We start from the raw sequence: 19,496 nt of genomic DNA, 5'->3' as shown, positions 1-19,496 counted from the left end.
GATGGCCCGACGAGTCAATTCATACCTTTTGATCCTAATATGAGCCAATTGGTCGGTGTCGTGTTCGGAGGCCGGGGAGGTAGTCGCATGCCCACCGATGCCGTGTGGAGGTCCGGGGCCGCGGAGGCGGGCGGCGCCGGGGTCCGGTCCGGAGCGACTTGCGGGGACCGGTGAGCGCCGCCGGTGCGCAGCCGCGGGGAGTGCCCCTTCCCCCCGGCGTCTCGTCTTCCTCGGACGCGCCGATCCCCTCGGGCGGGCCGTCTCCCCCGGACGCGCCGTTTCCCTCCGACGGTGCCGGGGAGGGCGCGGCCGGGGCGGTTACCGCCGCACTCGGCGAGTTGCGTGCCCGGTTCGCCGGGGTCCGCAACGGCGAAGTGGCGTCCTACATCCCCGAGTTGACCCGGGCCGACCCGGACGCCTTCGGTCTCGCGCTGGTCAGCATGGACGGGCACCTCTACAGCGCGGGCGAGGCGCGCACACCGTTCACCGTGCAGTCCGTCTCCAAACCGTTCGTCTACGCCCTGGCGCTGGCCGAACTGGGGCTGGACGAGGTGTCCGCCTGGGTCAGCGCGGAGCCCAGCGGGGAGGCGTTCAACGCCATCAGCCTGGAGCACGGAACCGGCCGGCCCGCCAACGCCATGGTCAACGCGGGCGCCCTGGTCGCCTCTTCGCTGGTCCCCGACACCCCGGACCGTCCGCGGTTCGAACGCATCCTGGCGTTTTTGGGCCGGTTCGCGGGACGGGAACTGGACGTGGACGAAGCGGTGTACCGCTCCGAGTCCGAGACGGGCGACCGCAATCGGGCGCTCGCCTATCTCATCCGCAGCGCGGGCCGGCTCCCCGTCGACCCCGTCACCGCCACCGAGACGTACTTCCGCCAGTGCGCGGTGCGGGTGAGGGCCGTGGACCTCGCGGTCATGGCGGCCACCCTGGCCCACGGCGGCGTCAACCCCGTGACCGGCGAACGGGTGGTGACCGACGAGGTCGCGGCCCGGGTGCTGGCCGTCATGGCGACCTGCGGGATGTACGACGCGTCGGGGGAGTGGCTGCTACGGGTGGGGCTGCCGGCCAAGAGCGGGGTGTCGGGCGGCCTGATCGCCGCCGGTCCCGCCCGGTTCGGGCTCGCCTCCTACAGCCCGCCGCTCGACGCCGCCGGAACCTCCGTGCGCGGGCGGTCCGCCTTCGCCGCCCTCTCGGAACGCCTCGGCCTCCACCTGATGCTCAACCCCGCCCTGCCCGGCTCCACCGTCACGCTCGTCACCACGGGGGAGGAGCCCCCGCCCGGCAGCGGTCCGGAGGGGCGAGGGCGCGTCGCCGTCGTGGCCGCGCAGGGGGCGCTGGACTTCACCGCCGCCGAACGTGTGCTCCACGGACTCGACGAGGCCGGCTCCGGAGGTGCCCCGTCCGTGGTGCTGGACCTGCGGCAGGTGAACGGGATCGAGCCGGTGGCGTACGCGATGCTCCGCCAGGGGCTGGCCCGGCTGGAGCGGGCCGGTCACCACGTGGCCCTCGCCGACCCGGCCGGCCGGCTGGGCGCCCCGCCGCCCGGCGGCGAAGGCGCCCCGGCCGGTGGTGACGCCCCGCCGGACGGCGACCCGCCGCTCGTCGACCACCCGCTCGTGGACCCGCCGAGCTTCCCCTCGCGCGCCGAGGCCGTCGCGCGGTGCGCGAGGGAGGGCGACGGACGGCGGCCCTGACCGGCGTCCGCCCTGACCGGCGTCCGCCCAGAACGGTGTCGGCTCTGAAGGGCAACGGCCTGCCGTCCGGACGCGCCCGGGAACTACCAGATCGACTCGACCCACTCCGGGTGGTCGATGAAGGGGTTCCGGTTGTGCTGGTACTGCGTGTAGATGACCTCGTTGCGGTTCTTCTCGAAGGCGCTGGGCGGGTCCTCCTGGCTCCACGCCTTCAGTACGGAGAGCTTGCCGATGTACGGCGCCGAGCCGTTGTTCACCTTCTCGTTGGGCTCCAGGTCGGCCCACGCGTCGTCGCCCTCGTAGCGCACCGCCATGTAGAGGATCATCCGCGCGACGTCGCCCTTGTCCGCGTCGCGCGGTTCGAAGGAGTCGGCGTCGGTGTAGTTGCCCGGAGCGCCCGACACCTGGCTGCCGCCGTTGTCGAAGTCCTTGTTGTCCCGGATGGAATTGACCTGGACGTCGGCCGGCCGCAGATGGTGCAGATCGGTGCCCGGACCGGTCGCCGTACCGAAGTCGCCGTGCGACTTGGCCCAGACGTGTTCGCGGTTCCACTGGCCGACGTTGCCGCCGTTGTCGCCCTCGGGCCGGGACTCCCCGGTGTACAGCAGGATGACGTTGCCGGGGTTGGCCGGGTCCTCGTCGGTGTCCTTGAGCGCCTCCCAGACCTGGCTGTACGAGACCTTGGTCTGGCTGCTGATGATCGTGTGCAGGGCCGCCTTGAGGGCGGTGCCGGACTTGCCGAGGGCGTTCGCGTAGTAGGTGTCGTCCAGGGTGGCGGACGCGGCGGCCGGGGCGGCGGGCGCCGGGGCGTCCTTGCCCGGAGTGGCCGCGGCGGTGCCGGTGAGAACGGTGACGGCGGCGAGGGCGGCCACGAGTGGACGCGCGTAGATTCTTGGGCGACGGGACATGTGGGGTGTCCTCTCCGGGACGCGAGAAGGCTGCGGCCACCCTCTGATTCGTGGGGGATGGAGGGGGTGTGGCGGCCAAATGAAGGGCGATCTGCCCGGCAGCCTTCCATACGCGCCGTACTTCATGCATGAACGGAAAGTGATGGCCATGTGCAGGTCAAGTGGGGATCGGTCCCGCCGGTCACTCCCGCACCGACCGTCCCGCCGGACACCGCCTTCCGGGCCTCGGATGCGCGTGCCGCGTCGCGGCGCGAGAATTGCCGAAAGGACGAGGAGGCGGCATGAGCCAAGATCCCGAATCCATATACCTCACGCGTGACGCACGGGCGGTCGCGCCGGAAGAGGTCACGCCGGACCGGCTGCTCCACACCGGAGCGAGCGACCGCCCCAGTGCCGAGGACCTGGTCCTCGCCTCGGGCCGGGACGTGACGCCGGAGAACCTGGAATGGGCCCGGCGCAAAATCGCCGAGGAAGGGCGTTCGGCCATCGACAAGCGACTCCCCTGAGACCGCCGGGACCTGGAGCGGGTGTGCGCGTCACGGCGGGTGCTCCCGCCCGGGTTAGCCTGAACGCACAATGAACTGTTTGACGACGTCACAGGGCCGCGTCGACCTGGCCCGTTTCCCCGAGCACCCGCGCGACCCCCTCCGCGCCTGGGACGCGGCCGACGAGTACCTCCTGTCCAGGCTGGAGGGACCGGCGGAGCCCGGTGCCGCCGGACCCGCCGGGCCGGTGGACCTCACCGGCACCGTCGTGGTGGTGGGCGACCGCTGGGGAGCCCTCTCCACCGTGCTGGCCGGGCACCGGCCCGTACAGATCTCCGACTCCTACCTGGCGCAGTGCGCCACCCGCGCGAACCTCGCCCGCAACGGCGTCGACCCCGAAGCGGTGCGCCTGCTGTCGTCGCGCGACACCCCGCCGGACCGGATCGACGTCCTGCTCGTACGCGTACCCAAGAGCCTGGCGTTCCTGGAGGACCAGCTCCACCGCCTCGCGCCCTCCCTCCACGAGGGCACCGTGGTCATCGGCGCGGGCATGGTCAAGGAGATCCACACCTCCACGCTCAAGCTCTTCGAGCGCATCGTCGGCCCGACCCGCACCTCGCTCGCGGTCCGCAAGGCCCGGCTGATCTTCTCGACCCCCGACCCGGCCCCGGCCCGTACGCCCAGCCCTTGGCCGCTGCGGTACGACCTCCCCGCCGACATCGGCACCGCCGCCGGCCGCACGGTCGTCAACCACGCCGGAATCTTCTGTGCCGAACGCCTCGACATCGGCACCCGCTTCTTCCTGAAGCACCTGCCCACGCGCACCGGCCCCGACCGGGTCGTCGACCTCGGCTGCGGCAACGGAGTCGTCGGCCTCGCGGCGGCCCTCGCCAACCCGGACGCCTCCGTCACCTTCACCGACGAGTCGTACCAGGCCGTCGCCTCCGCCGAGGAGACCTTCCGGGCCGGTACGGAACCGGGCCGCGAGGCGTCGTTCGTCGTCGGGGACACCCTGACGGACGCCGAGCCCGGCAGCGCGGACCTCGTCCTCACCAACCCGCCGTTCCACTCCCACCTGGCCACCACCGACGCCACCGCCCGGAACATGTTCCACGGCGCGCGCACCGCGCTGCGCCAGGGCGGCGAGCTGTGGGTCGTCGGCAACCGGCACCTCGGGTACCACACGCAGCTGCGCCGGATCTTCGGCAACTGCACCACCGTCGCGGGCGACCCGAAGTTCGTGGTCCTGCGCGCCGTGAAGCGCTGACCCCCGGCCCGTGTCCGGCCTCGCCCGCCGCCCGACGGGCAGGGCCGGAGCACCGGAGCCGGTTCACGCGGGCGGCCGGACCAGCCCCGTGCGGTAGGCCAGAGCGACGAGCTGCGCCCGGTCGCGGGAGTCCGTCTTCGCGAGCGTGCGGTGCACATGGGTGCGCACGGTCAGCGGGCTCAGGAAGAGACGTTCGGCGATCTCCTGGTTGGAGAGCCCCTCGGCGACCAGCACCGCCACCTCCCGCTCCCGGGGAGTGAGCCCGGCCAGCGCGTCCGCGTCGGCGGGCGGCGAGGGCGGCGGTGTACCGACGAACGAGGCGATCAGCGAGCGGGTCGCCATCGGTGACAGAAGTGCCTCTCCCGCGGCCACGGTCCTGATCGCGTCGAGCAGGGTGTCGGGGTCCGCGTCCTTCCCGAGGAACCCGCTCGCCCCGGCGCGCAGCGCCCGGGCCACGTACTCGTCGGTCTCGAACGTGGTCAGGATCAGGACCCGGGTCGGGGCCAGATCCGGGTCGGAGCAGATGGTTTCGGTGGCCGCCAGGCCGTCGGTTCCCGGCATACGGATGTCCATCAGGACCACGTCGGGGCGGTGGGCGCGCACCGCGGCGACCGCCGCCGCGCCGTCCGACGCCTCGGCGACCACCACGAGGTCGTCGGTGGATTCGATGAGCATGCGGAACGTCGCGCGCAGCAGGCCCTGGTCGTCCGCCAGCAGTACGGTGCAGGTCACGTGGTGGGTTCCTGTTCGGGAGAAGGGCCGTTCGTGTTCAGCTCGCCCGGCAGCAGGGGGAGTTCCGCCACCACGGAGAAGCCGGTCCCCCGGCGTCCCGCGGTCAGGGTGCCGCCGACGAGCTGGGCGCGCTCGTGCATGCCGAGCAGTCCGAACCCCGAGGGTGCCCCGGGTGGTGCCTCCGGGCCCGTCACCGCATGGGATCCGGCGGGGCCGTCGTCGGTGACGGTCACCACGACGCGGTCGCGGTCGTAGCGCAAGGTCACGGCAGCCGCGTCGGTGCGCGCGTGTTTGGCCGCGTTCGTCAGCGCTTCCTGGACGATCCGGTACGCGGTGAGGCCGACCCCGGACGAGACGGGGAGCGGCTGCCCCTCGTCGCGCAGGGTCACCCGGAGCCCCGTCGCGGCGAACGACTCCGCGAGAGCGGGCAGATCCGCCAGACCCGGGGCCGGTTCGAGGGGGGAGTCGGTGTCACCGGCCTCCCTGAGCACCGCCACCGTCGCCTTGAGCTCGCGCAGCGCGGCCGACGTGGTGCCCGCGAGATCGTCGAGAACGCGGGTGACCCGCGGGTCCGGGCCCAGGCGGGCGAGATAGGCGGCGGTGCCCGCCTGGGCGTTCGCCAGGGTCATGTGGTGGGCGACGACGTCGTGCAGGTCGCGGGCGATGCGGATGCGTTCCTCGTCCACCCGGTGCCTGGCCTCCTCCTCGCGGGTCCGTTCGGCGAACACGGCTCGCGCCTCCACCGCTTCGAGATACGCCCGGCGCAACTGGACGGCGCCGCCCATGTAGGGCATCAGCAGCAGCCAGGCGACCGGGTTGACGGTCTGGAGCACGAAGGAGTAGTTCGCGGTGTCCTCCAGCAGGGACACGGCGACCAGCAGCAGGGCGACTCCGGCCGCCCACCGGAAGGCCTCGTGCCGGTCCTGGTCCCGTGCGAACCAGTACAGCGACACCATCAGCTGGCCGAGGACCAGAGGTGTCAGCAGGAACCCGAGGGACGTGGCCACGGCCGCGCACACGGCGGTGACCACGACGGTGCCGCGCGGGTGCCCGCGGTGGAACAGCAGGGCCGCGCTCCCCACGGCGCCGAGCACCGCGCCCCAGATCCACTGGCTGCCGTCGTCCGGATGCGTGCTGGTGGCGACACCGGCGGTGACCGTCACCGCGAACAGGACGAGGGCGAGGACGCCATCGGCGACCAGAGTGCGCCGCCGTACGAACTCCTCCCAGCGTGTGACGAGGGGCCGAGCCTTCATCAGCGGCCTCCTTCGGGCTGTCCGTCCCATGATGATCTCCCTCGAACAGGGTCGCGAGCGGGCTGCCCGTGTCGCGAGGACACGGGAGCCCCGAACCCGGTACGTACCTTCCGGCCGCCTCAGACGCCCGCGGGTTCCCGCTCCGGGTCGGCTCCCGTGTCCTCGGCCGGTGCGGCGGCTCCGGCGAGCTTCTCGCCCTCCACGTCGACCTTCGGCAGAATCCTGGCCAGCGGCTTCGGCAGCCACCAGGCCCAGCGTCCGAGGAGCGCGAGGACCGCGGGCACGAAGGCCATCCGGACCACGAGGGCGTCGAAGAGTACGGCGATCGCCAGGCCGAACCCGATCGTCTTGACCATCGACTCGTCGGCGGTCACGAACCCCGCGAAGACCGACATCATGATCAGCGCGGCGGCCACGACCACTCGTCCGCTGGCGCGGAATCCGCTGACCACGGCCTGCTTCGGGCTCTCCCCGTGCACGTAGGACTCGCGGATACGGGAGACGAGGAAGACCTCGTAGTCCATCGCGAGGCCGAAGACGATACCCACCAGGAAGATCGGCATCATGCTCATGATCGGTCCGGCCTGTTCCACACCGAGCAGATCCGCGGCCCAGCCCCACTGGAAGACGGCCACCACGGCGCCCAGCGCCGCCAGCACCGACAGGAGGAAGCCGAGGGTGGCCTTCAGGGGGACGAGCACCGAGCGGAAGACCATCATCAGCAGCAGCAGGGCGAGGCCGACGATGAGGATCAGATAGGGAACGAGGGCGTCCTGGATCTTCTGGGCGACGTCGATGTTGAGCGCGGTCGTCCCGGTCACCTCGAAGGTGGCTCCGGTGCCGTCCTCGATGGCACCCCGGTCGCCGCGGATGGAGTCGACGAGCTCGACGGTGGCCTTGTCGGTGGGGCTGGTGGACGGCACCGCCGACAGGACGGCGGTGTCACCGGCCGCGTTGAAGCGGGGTTCGGACACCGATTCCACGCCGCGGGTCCCGGCCAGGCGGTCGTGGATGTCCGCCACGGCGTCCTGCGGACCGGACGCGCCCTGGGCGTCCACGACGATGGTGAGCGGACCGTTGAAGCCCGGGCCGAAGCCCTCCGCCAGCGCGTCGTACGCCCGGCGCTCGGTGGTGGCCACGGACTTCGACTCGGCACCCGGCATGCCCAGCTGCAGATCCAGCACGGGCAGGGCGACGACGCCCAGGCCGATCACCGAAGCGATCAGGACCGGCAGCGGACGACGGGTGACGAAACGGGCCCAACGGCTGCCACCGTTCTCCACCGGCTTCGCGTGGACGCCCTCGGCGGATGCGGCGGCTACGGCTCCGTCGGCCGCCCGTGCGGCGGCGCGCCGACGGGCTCGGCGCCCCTCACCCGGAGCAGCGGTGCGCAGTGCCGCCTTCCGGGCCTGCCGCGCGACCGTGCGCAGCCGTCGCGGCAGCACGGTGTTCGGCCAGAGTCCGAGCAGAGCGGGGACCAGGGTGAGCGCGATCAGGATGCCGACGGCGACCGCTCCGGCCGCGGCGAAGCCCATGGTGGTCAGGGTCGGAATGCCGACGACGAACAGGCCCGCGAGGGCGATGATCACGGTGAGTCCGGCGAAGACGACCGCGGAGCCGGCGGTTCCGACCGCCATACCGGTGGCTTCCCGGGCGCCGCGGCCCTTGCCGCGCTCCTCGCGGTAGCGGGAGACGACGAACAGCGCGTAGTCGATACCGACCGCGAGGCCGAGCATGGACGCCAGCGAGCTGGTCGACGAGGAGAGGCCGAAGGTGCTGGCCAGGGCGCCGATCGCCAGAACGGACACGCCGACGCCGACGACGGCGGTCAGCAGCGGCAGCCCGGCCGCCACCAGCGAACCGAACGTGATCAGCAGGACCACGGCGGCGACGAGAATGCCGATCCCTTCCGCGGCGCCGCCCGACTCCACCTGGCCTGCCAGCGCGTCGCCGCCCACCTCGACGGTCATCCCGCTCGCGCGGGCGTCGTCGATCGCCTCCTGGACGGGCGCCTTCTCCGCGTCGGTGAGATCGTTCGCGGTCTCCTTGAACGTCACCGTCGCGTAGGCGGTGGAGCCGTCCTCGCTGACCGCGCCCGCGGCGAACGGGCCCATGGCCGAGGCGACCGCCCCGGCACCGGCGGCTTCGGTCACCGTCTCGTCGATGACCTCCCGGTTCCCGGCGCTGGTGACGCGTTCCCCGTCCGGCGCGACGAAGACGATACGGGCGGTGGCCCCGTCCGAGGCAGCGCCGGGGAAGCGCTTCGCCATCAGGTCGTAGGCCTGCTGGGACTCGATTCCCGGCATGGTGGTGGCGGAGTCCTTGGCCTCCGGCGCGACGGCCGAACCGACGGCGGCGCCGACCAGGACCAGCCCCCACAGGGCTATCACGAGCAGTCGCCTGTGAAAGGCCCCGAGGCCAAGGCGGTAGAGGAAGCGAGCCACGGTTGCGGGCCTTCCGTTCGAAGAGACGCGGACTCCTCCACTCTCTCCGGGCAGCGGCCGGCGGGCGTCGTGCGCCTGCCGTCATCCGCCGTACTGCGCTGGTGGTACCCGCGGGCCCGGTGTCGTACGGATGGAGGGGCCCCGGTGCGGGATGCCGGGCCCCAGGAAGCGTCGTTGTCAGTGGTGGCGCGCATGATCGGCACGTCACCTTTCACGGATGTGGGGAAGTGCCATGCCGATCACGAACCAGCAGGTAGCGGGACACGCTTTCCTGCGGCAGATGTACGACGATTCGTACTTCCCCGACCGCTTGGTCGACCGGGGGAAGGCGATCCTGCTGAGGCTGTGCGAACGCGTCGAGACCGAGCGGCCCTCGGACTTGGAGAGCCTGTACGCACTCACCCGTGCGGCGACGGAGGAGTTCAACCTGCTGGACAGGGAGTTCGTGGCGGCCGGGAGCGAGATCGAGACGGTTGCGCGGGAGCAGATCTGTGAGGATTTCTTCTTCGTCGCGTCGGCACACGGGTTCACGGAAGCGGATGCGGAGGAGCTGACCGCGAGCCGGGACTGGTGAAGAGGACGCCGCCCTGCTCGCGGGCCCCGGCCGCGTGCTGACGGACGCGACACACCGCCAGGGCATGCCGGGGCCCGGCCCCGGAACCGTATGCCCGCAGAGAACCCACCAGCCCCACGGTCACGCGGAGCTGTCGGGCCGCCCGGCGGGTTCCTGGTCGTGCGGGTAGTCGCGGTGCTCGATGTAGGGCGCGGCGAGGAGCCGGAGCTGGTACTCGGCGTTCCGGCCGGCCGGCCCCGCGGTCCCCAGGAACGGCACCACGGTGTCCTCCAGCAGCGCGAGACGGACCTCGGCCGTGGCGGCGGTGAAGCGGGCGTGCTTGGCGGCGTCCTCGGGTTCGACACCGAAGCGATCGGGCTGCTTGGTCACCACATCGCCGGCGTACCGGGCCTTCTCAAGCTCCTCGGCGAAGCGGGCGCGGACGAAAACGGTCAGGGCGTCGGTCATGAGCTGTCTCCGGCCGCGTTCTCGACGCTGACCACGGTTGGTCCGCGCAGCGGCGGGATGTCGGTCGTCTCGCAGACGGCCCCGAGTCCGGCACGCGCCGCTCGGCGCTTCTTCCCGGTCGTGGCCATGCTCCGATGATGTCACGACCAGCCGCGTCCCCGGCGAGCGGCCACCGGGCGCATCCCGGGGCCGCCCCACCGCGGCGCAGCCCGGTCATACGAAGTCGCCGTCGTCGCCGAGGAGTCCGGCCGGCAGATCCCCCGAACGCCACGAGCCCGTGCCTCACCGCCCACGCCGCGGCCGGCGATCGCCGCCCCGCCGCATCGTGACGGCGACGGACCGACTCGGCCCCGGCCCGCACCGACTTCCGAGAAGGGCCGCCATACTGGAGCGGCCGGGGGAGGGCGCGGATGCATCGGAGCGACGGGGGCGACGGCGGACCATGGCGGAGACCAGGCTGATCCAGGGCCGGTACCAGCTGCTCGACCTGATCGGGCGCGGCGGCATGGGCGAGGTGTGGCGGGCCCGCGACGAGTCGTTGGGCCGCCAGGTCGCCGTCAAATGCCTCAAGCCCTCCGGCCCTCCCCACGACCGCTCCTTCGCCCGTGTCCTGCGGGAGCGCTTCCGCCGCGAAGCCCGGGTGGCCGCCGCCCTCCAGCACCGGGGCGTCACCGTCGTCCACGACTTCGGCGAACACGAGGGCGTCCTCTACCTGGTGATGGAGTTCCTCGAAGGGCGCAACCTCGGCCAGCTCCTGGAGGACAACGGGGGACGCGCTCTGCCCGTCGACGACGTGATCGACATCGCCGAACAGATGGCCGACGCCCTCGGCTACACCCACCGGCAGGGCATCGTGCACCGCGACCTCAAGCCCGCCAACATCATGCGGCTCACCGACGGCACGGTGAAGATCTGCGACTTCGGTATCGCGCGCCTCGCCCAGGACACCGCCTTCACCTCCAAGCTGACCGGTACCGGCATCTCCATGGGCACCCCGCACTACATGTCGCCCGAGCAGATCGGCGGAGTCGGCGTCGACCACCGCAGCGACCTCTACTCGTTGGGCTGCGTGCTCTACGAGATCGCCACCGGAGTACCGCCGTTCGACCTGGACGACGCCTGGGGCATCCTCGTCGCCCACCGCGACACGCCGCCCCGGCCCCTGCGCGCCCACCGTGCCGAACTCCCCGAGTTCTTCGAGCGGACCGTGCTCGACCTGCTCGCCAAATCCCCCGGAGAACGCCCGGAGGACGCCGGCTCGCTGCGGCGGCGGATCGCCCCCGCGCACACCGGGAACGTACGCGAGACCGGACCCGCCGGACACCCGTACCCCGCACCGGCTCCACGCCCCGAGCTCCCGGCCGCCCGCGCCGGGCTTCTCCCGCCCGCCCGCTCCGAGCGGCACCCGTCCGCCGGGTTCCTGCTGCCCCCGCCCGCCCTCCCCGCACCGCCCCGGGACGCCGGTCCGGACGCACTGCCCGACTGGACCCGTTCGATGACCACCGGCCGCCGGGCCACCGGCACTCAGCGCCGGGCCGCCGGACCGGGCGACCACGCCGCCGCCCTCACGGGCGCGTGGACGACCGGCCTTCCCGCCGCGACACCTCCGGCCGCACCCGGAGTTCCGGGCGCCGACGCGCTGCGCGCCCTGGCCGGTCGCCACGCGTCGGGCCTCGCCCTCGCGCGCCTGGGCCGCTGGGCGGAGGCGGAGGAGATCCACCGCGCGGTCGCGACCGAGCGCGCCCGGCTGCTCGGGGCCGCCCACCCGGAAGCGCTCGCCAGCCGGTACGAACGAGGCGTCTGCCTCAGCCGCGCCGGGTACGACACCGAGGCGCTGGCGGAGTTCGGCCACGTCTGCGAGGGCCGGTCCCGGGCCTTCGGGCCCGATCACCCCGAGACCCTGGCGGCCCGCCAGGAGACGGCGTACGTACTGGGACGCCTCGGGCGGCACGCCGAAGCGCACCGGGTGTACGCGGCGGTGCTCGCCGCCCGGGAGCGTACGGCCGGCCCCGACCACCCGGACACTCTGGGCTGCCGCCACGAGATGGCGTCCAACCTCGGCCGGCTGGGCCGCGCGGAGGAGTCGTACCGGATGTCCCGCGAGGTCGCCGACGCACGCGCCCGGGTGCTCGGCGCCGACCACCCGGACACCCTGGTGACCCTCTTCGACGTGGGATACGCCCTCGGCCGGACGGGGCGGTGGCAGGAGGCGCTGGACACCTACACGCGGGTCGCCCGGGGCCGGGTCGTCGCCCTGGGGGCCACCCACCCGGACACCCTCTCCACCCGCCACGAGATCGGCGTCTGCCTCGGTCGCCTCGGACGGGGCGCGGAAGCGGCGGAGCTCTACCGCGCCCTCGTCCACGACCGGACGGGCGCGAGCGGGCCCGACGATCCGGAGACGCTCCGCGCCCGCCACGGCCTGGGCGTCAACCTCGGCCGCCTCGGCCAGTGGGAAGAAGCGCTCGCCGAGGCGCGCACGGTGTGCGCCGCCAGGGAACGCACCCTGGGCCCCGATCACCCCGACACTCTCGTCAGCTGCCGGGAGATCGCGGTCTCGCTCGGATGGCTCGGCCGCTGGGCGGAGGCGCTCACCCTCTACCGGAGGGTCGCCGCGGCCCGGACCCGGGTGCTCGGCGACACCCACCCCGACGCGGTGGCGAGCCGCGACGACGAGGCCCGCTGCCGCCAGCAGCTGGACGCCGGAGCATCGGCCGCCGAGTCCCGCCGTTCTCCCGCACCTTCCGCGACTCCCCACCCCGAGGAGCCGTCGCCCCGGTGAGGGGGCGCCCGCGGGCGTACGGATTCGGCCTGCCCCGGTGGAACCGGTGAGCAGCGGTGCGCCTCGTCGGACGTCTCGGGCCCCACTCGTGCACTCCTCGCCCCTCCGGCACGGCCGGATCGCGTCCTACCGCGGCCGACGGCCCGTGCGGACCCTGGATACATGGGGGATACCGGAAATACCGCGCCAGGACCGGACAGCGCCGACCACATCTTCCAGGCCCTCCTCGAAGGTGCTGTCGCCCCGCGCCCGCCCTACCCGCCCGACTGTCCCTTCTGCGACCTCCGCCAGGACCGCTTTCCCACGTACTACGACGGCCACTGGGTTCTCCTCGAACCGTGCGTGATCGTCCCCGCCCACACGGTCCCTCCGCGCGACCGCTGGATCATCACGCCGGACCGCAGGGCCATGAACCTCTTCGACGCCGAACCCCTCCCGGGCGCGCGGTGCCGCATTCCGCACCGCCTCGTCTGCCCGTACCTCCGGCCGGGGGACTTCGGTCTCTGGATCACCCACCACCGGCAGCGGAACAGGGACAGGGCGGGCCGGCTCTTCGGCCTGCCGGACCACGGAACCCCTCCGCACGACCACTGCTGACCGACGACATCAGCGTCCCGGGCGTCGAGCAGGGGTGAGCGCGGGCGAGCAGTGAAGTGACCTGTCCGATGAGCGGAGTTACGAGGAAGGCTGAAGCCCGCGTGGGTGCGGCCGGTGTCCCGGGTTCCGCCCGGACAGGCTCCTCCCGGACGTCTCGGTACGCCTCCATGGTCCGGGGGAGGACGTGCCGGCGCTCCCCGCCGAGTCGATCAATCTGCTGTCGGTCCGATGGGAAGTGGAAGTGCACATGCGTGATCAGTGGTCAGGAATGCGTCACCTCGCACGGTGGCTGCGACAGGGGCTGGTGGTGTGTGCCGCCCTGCTCGCCTGCGGTTTCGTGTTCACGCCGACGGCCGCGCAGGCCGCCGACGCGGCGGGCGGGGTCCCGGCCGCCACTACGGGGCCCGCGTTCCAGCTCATCAGCCGGCAGACGAACCTCTGCCTCACGGCCGCCCCGGAGTCGGACCCGTACAGGGTGGTGTATCCGTCGGTCTGTTCGAACAGTACTCGGCAACTGTGGTACTGGGACAGCGCCGTGAAGAACTGGGTCAACGGCGGGAGCGGTGGCTGTCTGAACGAGGAGTGGATCTTCCACGCCCTCAACACACCCGGGGACCCCGGTGTGACAACCGTGTCCTGCGTCTACGTCGGCATCATCAACCACGTCGAACTGACGGGCGGTTACGCGATGGTCAAGTGGCTGGCGGACGGGACCTGCCTGGACGGGAACACGACAGCCATCTACCGGTCCTCCTGCTACGAGGGGGACCTGGGTCAGCAGTGGACCCGGCTGAGGGCCAGCTGACACCCGGATGGACCCGCGCACCTCTGGCCGGGCGCGGCCGTCGCGTGTTACCAAGACGGATGACCGAACCCGGGAACCCGACGCAGAAGAGCTACGACGCCGTGATCGTGGGCGGCGGCCACAACGGCCTGGTGGCCGCGGCGTATCTCGCCGGGGCCGGGCAGTCCGTCCTCGTGCTGGAGCGGCTGAGGACGACCGGCGGCGCGGCCGTCTCCACCCGCCCGTTCGCCGGGGTGGACGCCCGGCTCTCCCGCTACTCCTACCTGGTCTCCCTGCTGCCGGACAAGATCGTCCGGGACCTCGGACTCCGCTTCACCACCCGTCGGCGCACGGTCTCCTCGTACACCCCCACCGTGCGCGGCGGGGTCGCCACCGGGTTGCTCGTCGGCGACGGCCGCACCAGGGAGAGCTTCGCCGCGCTCACCGGCGGCGACCGGGAGTACGACGCCTGGCAGCGGTTCTACGGCATGACGCGGCGGGTGGCCGAGCGTGTCTTCCCCACGCTCACCGAACCCCTGCCCGAGCGCGCCGGGTTGCGGGAGCGGATCGGGGACGACACCGCCTGGCGGGCGCTCTTCGAGGAACCGCTCGGCGTCGCCGTGGAGGAGCGGTTCACCGACGACCTGGTGCGCGGGGTCGTGCTGACCGACGCGCTGATCGGCACGTTCGCCGACGCCCACGACCCGCAGTTGCGCCAGAACCGCTGCTTCCTCTACCACGTCGTCGGCAGGGGCACGGGCGACTGGGACGTACCCGTCGGCGGCATGGGCGCCCTCACCGACGCGCTCGCCGGCGCCGCGCGGTCGGCCGGTGCCGAGATCCGCACCCGGCACGAGGCGGTTCGGATCGAGACGGACGGCAGGACGGCCGAGGTCACCGTCCGCGACGACCGGGGCGAGTACACCGTCGCCGCCCGCCGGGTCCTGGTCAACGCCTCACCCCAGGCGCTCGCCGCACTCACCGGGGAACCCGGCGACGGACCGCCCGCCCCGGCCGAGGGCTCCCAGCTCAAGGTGAACATGCTGCTCAGTCGGCTGCCCCGGCTGCGCGACCGGTCCGTCGACCCCCGGGCGGCCTTCGGCGGTACGTTCCACATCGCGGAGGGGTACGACGCGCTCGCCCTCGCCCACCGCGAGGCGGCGGCAGGACGGCTGCCCGGCGCACCGCCGTCCGAGATCTACTGCCATTCCCTGACCGACCCGTCGATCCTGGGCCCCGGACTCGCGGAGCGCGGCTTCCACACCCTCACGCTCTTCGGGCTGCACACTCCCGCCCGGCTGTTCGCCGCCGACAACGCGGGCGCCCGCGAGACCCTCCTCACCGCCACCCTGGCGCAGCTGGACGCCCATCTGGAGGAGCCGATCGCCAACTGCCTCGCCCGCGACGAGAACGGCGCCCCCTGCATCGAGGCGAAGACCCCGCTCGACCTCGAGCGCGAACTGGGTCTGCCCGGCGGCCACATCTTCCACCGGGACCTCTCGTTCCCGTACGCCACCGAGCACACCGGCCGCTGGGGCGTCGAGACGCCGCACGCCAACGTCCTGCTGTGCGGCGCCGGTGCGGTGCGAGGCGGCGGCGTCTCCGGGGTCCCCGGCCACAACGCGGCGATGGCCGCGCTGGGGCGCTGACGGGGCGGGAAACCGGCCACCGCGCACACGCGTCACGGCCTCGCTCAGTCCGCCGAGGGGGCCCAGCCGATGGCCGCGACGCGGGCCGCGTCGGCCGGACGGGTCTCGTCGAAAAGCACCCGGCCCGCGTCCCTCACCCGGATCGCGTCGGCGTACACCCCGCGCCCCACGTAGAGCTTGTCCGTCGCGTACCGCCAGCGCAGCAGGATCTCCTGGCCGCGCCAGGCGCCGAGGCCGGCGGTCACGGTGTGCCAGACCCGGCCGGACCAGCCCGACACCGTCCCCGCCGGATGCGTGGTCGGGGTGCCGTGCGTCCCGGGGGACGAGGGCACGGTGGAGAACGGGACCGGCTGCCATCCGGCGCCCGCGTCGGCCGACACCTCCAGGTACAGCGCGTCCGAGTCCGGCTCGGTGTCCCACCAGAGCGAGCACTCCAGTTGGGCGTGCTCGGAGGCGGGGCGAAGGGCGGGCAGCGTCAGCAGGGCGCTGGACGCGCTCGCCATCCCGGAGAACCACGCGGTGCGGCCGTGTGCCGGGCGGACCGCGACGGCACACGCCATCCGGTCGGCGGTGGCGACGCGCGGAGCGCTGCCCGAGCGCCAATTGCGCACGGGGTGCACGGAGTTGCCGAGCACGATCAGGAAGGAGTCGGTCGTCGGATCGATCACCAGGCTGGTTCCGGTGAACCCGGTGTGGCCGGCCGTGCGGGGGGTGGCCATCGCGCCCATGTACCAGTGCTGGTGGAGTTCGAACCCGAGCCCGTGCGCGTCGCCGGGGAAGGCGGTGTTGAAGTCGGTGAACATCAGCTCGACCGACTCCTCGGACAGGATCCGGGCACGTCCGTAGATCCCGCCGTTGAGCAGCGTACGGGCGAGGATCGCCAGGTCCCAGGCGCGGGAGAAGACCCCGGCGTGCCCGGCGACCCCGCCGAGTGAGTACGCGTTCTCGTCGTGCACCTCTCCCCGGACGAGCCCCCGGTCCAGCCCGGACCACGGGAGCCGGGCGTCCTCGGTGGCCGCGATGTCCGGCAGCCAGGACGCGGGCGGGTTGTAGCGGGTGCGCCGCATCCCGAGCGGTTCGGTGATCTCCTCCCGGAGCAGGACGTCGAGCGTCCGGCCGGTGATCTTCTCCAGGATCAGCTGGAGCGAGATCAGATTGAGGTCGGAGTAGAGGTACGCCGTCCCCGGGGCGGCGACGAGGGTTTCGTCCCAGACGAGTTGGAGCTTCCCCTCCCGGGTGGGTGCCTTGTAGAGGGGAATCCAGGCCCGGAAACCCGAGGTGTGGGTCAGTAGTTGACGGACCGTCACGTCGCCTTTGCCGCCGCCTGCGAACTCGGGCAGGTACGAGGCGACCGTGGCCTCCAGCGTGAGCCGGCCGCGCTCGATCTGCTGCACCGCCAGGATCGAGGTGAAGAGCTTGGACACGGAGGCCAGGTCGAAGACGGTGTCCTCGGTCATCGGTACCTGCTGGTCGGCGGGGAACTCCACGCCGGTGTCGGTCTTCTCGTCGTACGCCGCGTACCGGACCGCCATCCCGATCGGCCGGTGCAGGGCGACCGTGCCGCCGCGCGCCGCGAGCAGGACCGCCCCGGCGTACCAGGGGTGGCTGGGGGAGTTCTCCAGATAGCTTCCGGCCACGTCGACGAGCGCGTCCAGCTGCTCTTCGATCAGCCCGGCCCGCCCGGCGGAGCCGTGGCGCAGGGTGGGCCGTTCTGTCGCTGCCGCCATGCCGGCTCCCGTTCCCGCCCGTGGGTCCCGGGCCTCCGCCCCGGAAGCCCCCGTGCCGGGCTCGGCGCCCGCCGCCACCCCCGCGAGAGGGAGTGGCGCCAGGGCGAGTGCCCCGCCGAGTGCGAGTATCCCGCCGCCCAGCCTCCGGCGGCCGATCCCGAAACCCTTCGTGTCCCCGGTCATCCGTGACCCCTCCCGGTCCGTGTCCGACACCTGCGTGAAAGTAACTTCCGAAAAAGCGTCCGATCCTGAAACTTGTTGCCGAAGGAGAGGGTACTGTCGCCGCCGCCGTTCCGTACGGGGTTGCGCGCACCGAAAATTGACGGCGCATCAGAAAAAGGGTCCCGGCCTCCCCGTTCCGGTGTCCGCGCCACCCTTGACCGGCGGCCCCCGCGCGCACAGGATTCCGGCCATGACAGGTGTACGCAGCAGTACGGTCGACGGCTTCCTGACCCGCAGCGCCCGGCGAACCCCCGGCCGCACCGCGCTCCGGTACGCGGACCGGTCGTGGACCTACGCGGAGCTGGACGCCGCCGTCAGCACCGCCGCCGCCGTCCTGACCGCCGAGCACGGACTGCGCCACGGCGACCGGGTCGCCACCTACGCCCACAACTGCGACGTCTACCCGATCGCCTACCTCGCCTGTGCCCGCGCCGGTCTCGTCCACGTACCGGTCAACCAGAACCTCAAGGGCGACGACCTGGATCACCTGCTCGGCGACAGCGGCAGCTCCCTCGTCCTCACCGACCCCGACCTGGCGGACCGCGTCCCCGCCGGGCACCGGGTGCGGACGCTGCGCGACGCCCCGGGGTCCCTGCTCGACGCCCTCGCCGCGCCCCGCCCCTTCACCCCCGAGCGTGCCGTGGGCCCCGACGACCTCGTGCAGCTGCTCTACACCTCGGGGACCACGGCCCTGCCCAAGGGCGCGATGATGACGCACGGGGCCCTCGTGCACGAGTACGTCAGCGCCGTCACCGCGCTCGGCCTCGCGGCGGCCGACCGGCCCGTGCACTCGCTGCCGCTCTACCACTCCGCGCAGATGCACGTCTTCCTGCTGCCCTACCTCGCGGTCGGCGCGGAGAACACCGTGCTGGACGCCCCCGACCCGGGCAGGATCTTCGACCTCGTGGAGGCGGGCCGGGCCGACAGCCTCTTCGCCCCGCCCACCGTCTGGATCTCCCTCGCCAACCATCCCGAGTTCGCCACCCGGGACCTCGGCGCCCTGCGCAAGGCGTTCTACGGGGCGTCGATCATGCCGGTGCCCGTGCTGGAACGGCTGCGCGCCCGCCTGCCCCAACTCGCCTTCCACAACTGCTTCGGCCAGAGCGAGATCGGGCCGCTCGCCCTCGTCCTCGGCCCCGACGAACACCGAGGCCGGATGGACTCCTGCGGCCGGCCCGTCCTCTTCGTCGAGGCGCGCGTGGTGGACGAGGCAGGCGCGGAGGTTCCGGACGGCGCGGCCGGCGAAATCGTCTACCGCTCCCCGCAGTTGTGCCAGGGCTATTGGGGGCGCCCCGAAGAGACCGAAGAGGCCTTCCGTGACGGCTGGTTCCACTCCGGCGACCTCGCGGTGCGCGATGCGGACGGCTACTTCACCGTCGTCGACCGGGTGAAGGACGTCATCAACTCCGGCGGAGTCCTCATCGCCTCCCGGCAGGTGGAGGACGCCCTCTACACCCACCCCGAGGTGGCCGAGACGGCCGTCGTCGGGCTGCCCGACGAGCGCTGGATCGAGGCCGTCACCGCCGTGGTCGTGCTGCGCGACGGGGCCTCCGCCTCCGAAGCGACCGCCGCCGGACTGATCGCCCATGTGCGCGAGGAGCTCGCCTCCTTCAAGGCCCCGAAGAGGGTCGTCTTCGTGCGGGATCTGCCGCGCAACGCCAGTGGCAAGATCCTCAAGCGGGAGCTCCGCGAACGGTACGCGCGGAAAGCGGAATGAACCTTTCGGCGCGACCTGCCCCGCTTGCTCGGAGTGGGGTGTTTTGAGGTCAAATACCGCTTGTACGGGGCCTGTTAAGCGTCGAACCGGCCACGGTCCGGCGTCAGCTGTGTGTAGGTTTCCGCTGAGCCCCGAACCGCCTTGACCCACCCCTCGCCCGTCTTCTACTTTTCGGCCTGCTCGGCTGAAAAGTAAGGGCCTCCGCAGC

Annotated in this window: 16 protein-coding genes; 9 read left to right on the top strand and 7 right to left on the bottom strand. The window is 72.5% G+C overall.

The window, feature by feature from the left end:
- Positions 1–338: 338 nt before the first annotated feature.
- A complete protein-coding gene (glsA, locus tag ACFWEE_RS21095) occupies positions 339–1,697 on the top strand; it encodes a glutaminase A (protein WP_386891113.1) in 1,359 nt (452 codons plus the stop codon).
- Positions 1,698–1,780: 83 nt separating this feature from the next.
- On the opposite strand, the gene ACFWEE_RS21090 is transcribed toward glsA, so the two are convergent.
- Positions 1,781–2,605 (bottom strand): endonuclease I family protein, encoded by an 825-nt coding sequence (locus ACFWEE_RS21090; protein ID WP_386891111.1) that lies wholly within the window; start codon positions 2,603–2,605, stop codon positions 1,781–1,783.
- Positions 2,606–2,886: 281 nt separating this feature from the next.
- On the opposite strand from ACFWEE_RS21090, the gene ACFWEE_RS21085 reads away from it, so the two are divergent.
- Together ACFWEE_RS21085 and ACFWEE_RS21080 are read left to right on the top strand one after the other, a co-directional pair.
- Positions 2,887–3,111 (top strand): hypothetical protein, encoded by a 225-nt coding sequence (locus tag ACFWEE_RS21085; RefSeq protein ID WP_386891109.1) that lies wholly within the window; start codon positions 2,887–2,889, stop codon positions 3,109–3,111.
- 70 nt (positions 3,112–3,181) lie between these two features.
- Complete coding sequence (locus ACFWEE_RS21080; protein WP_386891108.1) at positions 3,182–4,357, top strand: methyltransferase; 1,176 nt, start codon at positions 3,182–3,184, stop codon at positions 4,355–4,357.
- 63 nt (positions 4,358–4,420) lie between these two features.
- Here the strand turns inward: ACFWEE_RS21080 and ACFWEE_RS21075 are convergent, their stop codons facing one another.
- The 3 genes from ACFWEE_RS21075 to ACFWEE_RS21065 all read right to left on the bottom strand — a co-directional run bounded on the left by ACFWEE_RS21075 (position 4,421) and on the right by ACFWEE_RS21065 (position 8,789).
- A complete protein-coding gene (locus tag ACFWEE_RS21075; protein WP_386891106.1) occupies positions 4,421–5,089 on the bottom strand; it encodes a response regulator in 669 nt (222 codons plus the stop codon).
- Positions 5,086–6,345, bottom strand: a complete 1,260-nt coding sequence (locus ACFWEE_RS21070) for a sensor histidine kinase (RefSeq protein WP_386891104.1) — start codon at positions 6,343–6,345, stop codon at positions 5,086–5,088. The genes ACFWEE_RS21075 and ACFWEE_RS21070 overlap by 4 nt, the downstream gene beginning before the upstream one ends.
- A gap of 119 nt (positions 6,346–6,464) precedes the next feature.
- Positions 6,465–8,789: an MMPL family transporter gene (locus tag ACFWEE_RS21065; RefSeq protein ID WP_386891102.1), complete on the bottom strand. Its 2,325-nt coding sequence runs from the start codon at positions 8,787–8,789 to the stop codon at positions 6,465–6,467.
- Between the two features lie 232 nt (positions 8,790–9,021).
- Here ACFWEE_RS21065 and ACFWEE_RS21060 point away from each other — a divergent pair, with 232 nt between their 5' ends.
- Positions 9,022–9,363, top strand: coding sequence for a DUF5713 family protein (locus tag ACFWEE_RS21060; protein WP_386891101.1), 342 nt, complete (start codon positions 9,022–9,024; stop codon positions 9,361–9,363).
- Positions 9,364–9,483: 120 nt separating this feature from the next.
- Here ACFWEE_RS21060 and ACFWEE_RS21055 read toward each other — a convergent pair whose 3' ends face one another.
- Together ACFWEE_RS21055 and ACFWEE_RS21050 are read right to left on the bottom strand one after the other, a co-directional pair.
- On the bottom strand, positions 9,484–9,810 hold the full coding sequence (locus ACFWEE_RS21055) for a hypothetical protein (protein WP_386891099.1): 327 nt from the start codon (positions 9,808–9,810) through the stop codon (positions 9,484–9,486).
- Positions 9,807–9,938 carry a hypothetical protein gene (locus ACFWEE_RS21050; protein ID WP_386891098.1) on the bottom strand — a complete coding sequence of 44 codons (132 nt, stop codon included), beginning with the start codon at positions 9,936–9,938 and terminating at the stop codon, positions 9,807–9,809. Before ACFWEE_RS21050 ends, ACFWEE_RS21055 begins: the two co-directional genes overlap by 4 nt.
- Positions 9,939–10,252: 314 nt before the next feature.
- Between ACFWEE_RS21050 and ACFWEE_RS21045 the strand changes: the two genes are divergently transcribed.
- The 4 genes from ACFWEE_RS21045 (at position 10,253) to ACFWEE_RS21030 (ending at position 15,622) form a co-directional block, all read left to right on the top strand.
- On the top strand, positions 10,253–12,592 hold the full coding sequence (locus ACFWEE_RS21045; RefSeq protein WP_386891096.1) for a tetratricopeptide repeat protein: 2,340 nt from the start codon (positions 10,253–10,255) through the stop codon (positions 12,590–12,592).
- A gap of 162 nt (positions 12,593–12,754) precedes the next feature.
- Entirely contained in the window at positions 12,755–13,189 is a 435-nt protein-coding gene (locus ACFWEE_RS21040; protein ID WP_386891095.1) for a DUF6083 domain-containing protein, read from the top strand.
- A gap of 268 nt (positions 13,190–13,457) precedes the next feature.
- On the top strand, positions 13,458–13,994 hold the full coding sequence (locus ACFWEE_RS21035; protein ID WP_386891093.1) for a hypothetical protein: 537 nt from the start codon (positions 13,458–13,460) through the stop codon (positions 13,992–13,994).
- A gap of 59 nt (positions 13,995–14,053) precedes the next feature.
- A complete protein-coding gene (locus ACFWEE_RS21030; protein ID WP_386891092.1) occupies positions 14,054–15,622 on the top strand; it encodes a phytoene desaturase family protein in 1,569 nt (522 codons plus the stop codon).
- Between the two features lie 44 nt (positions 15,623–15,666).
- On the opposite strand, the gene ACFWEE_RS21025 is transcribed toward ACFWEE_RS21030, so the two are convergent.
- Positions 15,667–17,532, bottom strand: coding sequence for a serine hydrolase (locus ACFWEE_RS21025; RefSeq protein ID WP_386891091.1), 1,866 nt, complete (start codon positions 17,530–17,532; stop codon positions 15,667–15,669).
- 229 nt (positions 17,533–17,761) lie between these two features.
- On the opposite strand from ACFWEE_RS21025, the gene ACFWEE_RS21020 reads away from it, so the two are divergent.
- Entirely contained in the window at positions 17,762–19,288 is a 1,527-nt protein-coding gene (locus ACFWEE_RS21020) for a fatty acyl-CoA synthetase (protein WP_386891089.1), read from the top strand.
- Positions 19,289–19,496: the final 208 nt, after the last annotated feature.

Origin of the sequence: Streptomyces sp. NPDC060184 (assembly GCF_042728795.1) — a bacterium.
In the GTDB taxonomy this organism is placed as follows: domain Bacteria; phylum Actinomycetota; class Actinomycetes; order Streptomycetales; family Streptomycetaceae; genus Streptomyces.
Note: the sequence above shows the minus strand (reverse complement) of the source record. Positions and strands in the feature narration are given on the sequence as shown.

Coding starts and splice junctions, on each gene's coding strand:
- ACFWEE_RS21060 (WP_386891101.1), top strand. CDS start 9,022: ATGCCGATCACGAACCAGCAGGTAGCGGGACACGCTTTCCTGCGGCAG.
- ACFWEE_RS21090 (WP_386891111.1), bottom strand. CDS start 2,605: ATGTCCCGTCGCCCAAGAATCTACGCGCGTCCACTCGTGGCCGCCCTC.
- ACFWEE_RS21045 (WP_386891096.1), top strand. CDS start 10,253: ATGGCGGAGACCAGGCTGATCCAGGGCCGGTACCAGCTGCTCGACCTG.
- ACFWEE_RS21025 (WP_386891091.1), bottom strand. CDS start 17,532: ATGACCGGGGACACGAAGGGTTTCGGGATCGGCCGCCGGAGGCTGGGC.
- ACFWEE_RS21020 (WP_386891089.1), top strand. CDS start 17,762: ATGACAGGTGTACGCAGCAGTACGGTCGACGGCTTCCTGACCCGCAGC.
- ACFWEE_RS21070 (WP_386891104.1), bottom strand. CDS start 6,345: ATGAAGGCTCGGCCCCTCGTCACACGCTGGGAGGAGTTCGTACGGCGG.
- ACFWEE_RS21035 (WP_386891093.1), top strand. CDS start 13,458: ATGCGTCACCTCGCACGGTGGCTGCGACAGGGGCTGGTGGTGTGTGCC.
- ACFWEE_RS21055 (WP_386891099.1), bottom strand. CDS start 9,810: ATGACCGACGCCCTGACCGTTTTCGTCCGCGCCCGCTTCGCCGAGGAG.
- ACFWEE_RS21040 (WP_386891095.1), top strand. CDS start 12,755: ATGGGGGATACCGGAAATACCGCGCCAGGACCGGACAGCGCCGACCAC.
- ACFWEE_RS21050 (WP_386891098.1), bottom strand. CDS start 9,938: ATGGCCACGACCGGGAAGAAGCGCCGAGCGGCGCGTGCCGGACTCGGG.
- ACFWEE_RS21085 (WP_386891109.1), top strand. CDS start 2,887: ATGAGCCAAGATCCCGAATCCATATACCTCACGCGTGACGCACGGGCG.
- ACFWEE_RS21030 (WP_386891092.1), top strand. CDS start 14,054: ATGACCGAACCCGGGAACCCGACGCAGAAGAGCTACGACGCCGTGATC.
- ACFWEE_RS21080 (WP_386891108.1), top strand. CDS start 3,182: ATGAACTGTTTGACGACGTCACAGGGCCGCGTCGACCTGGCCCGTTTC.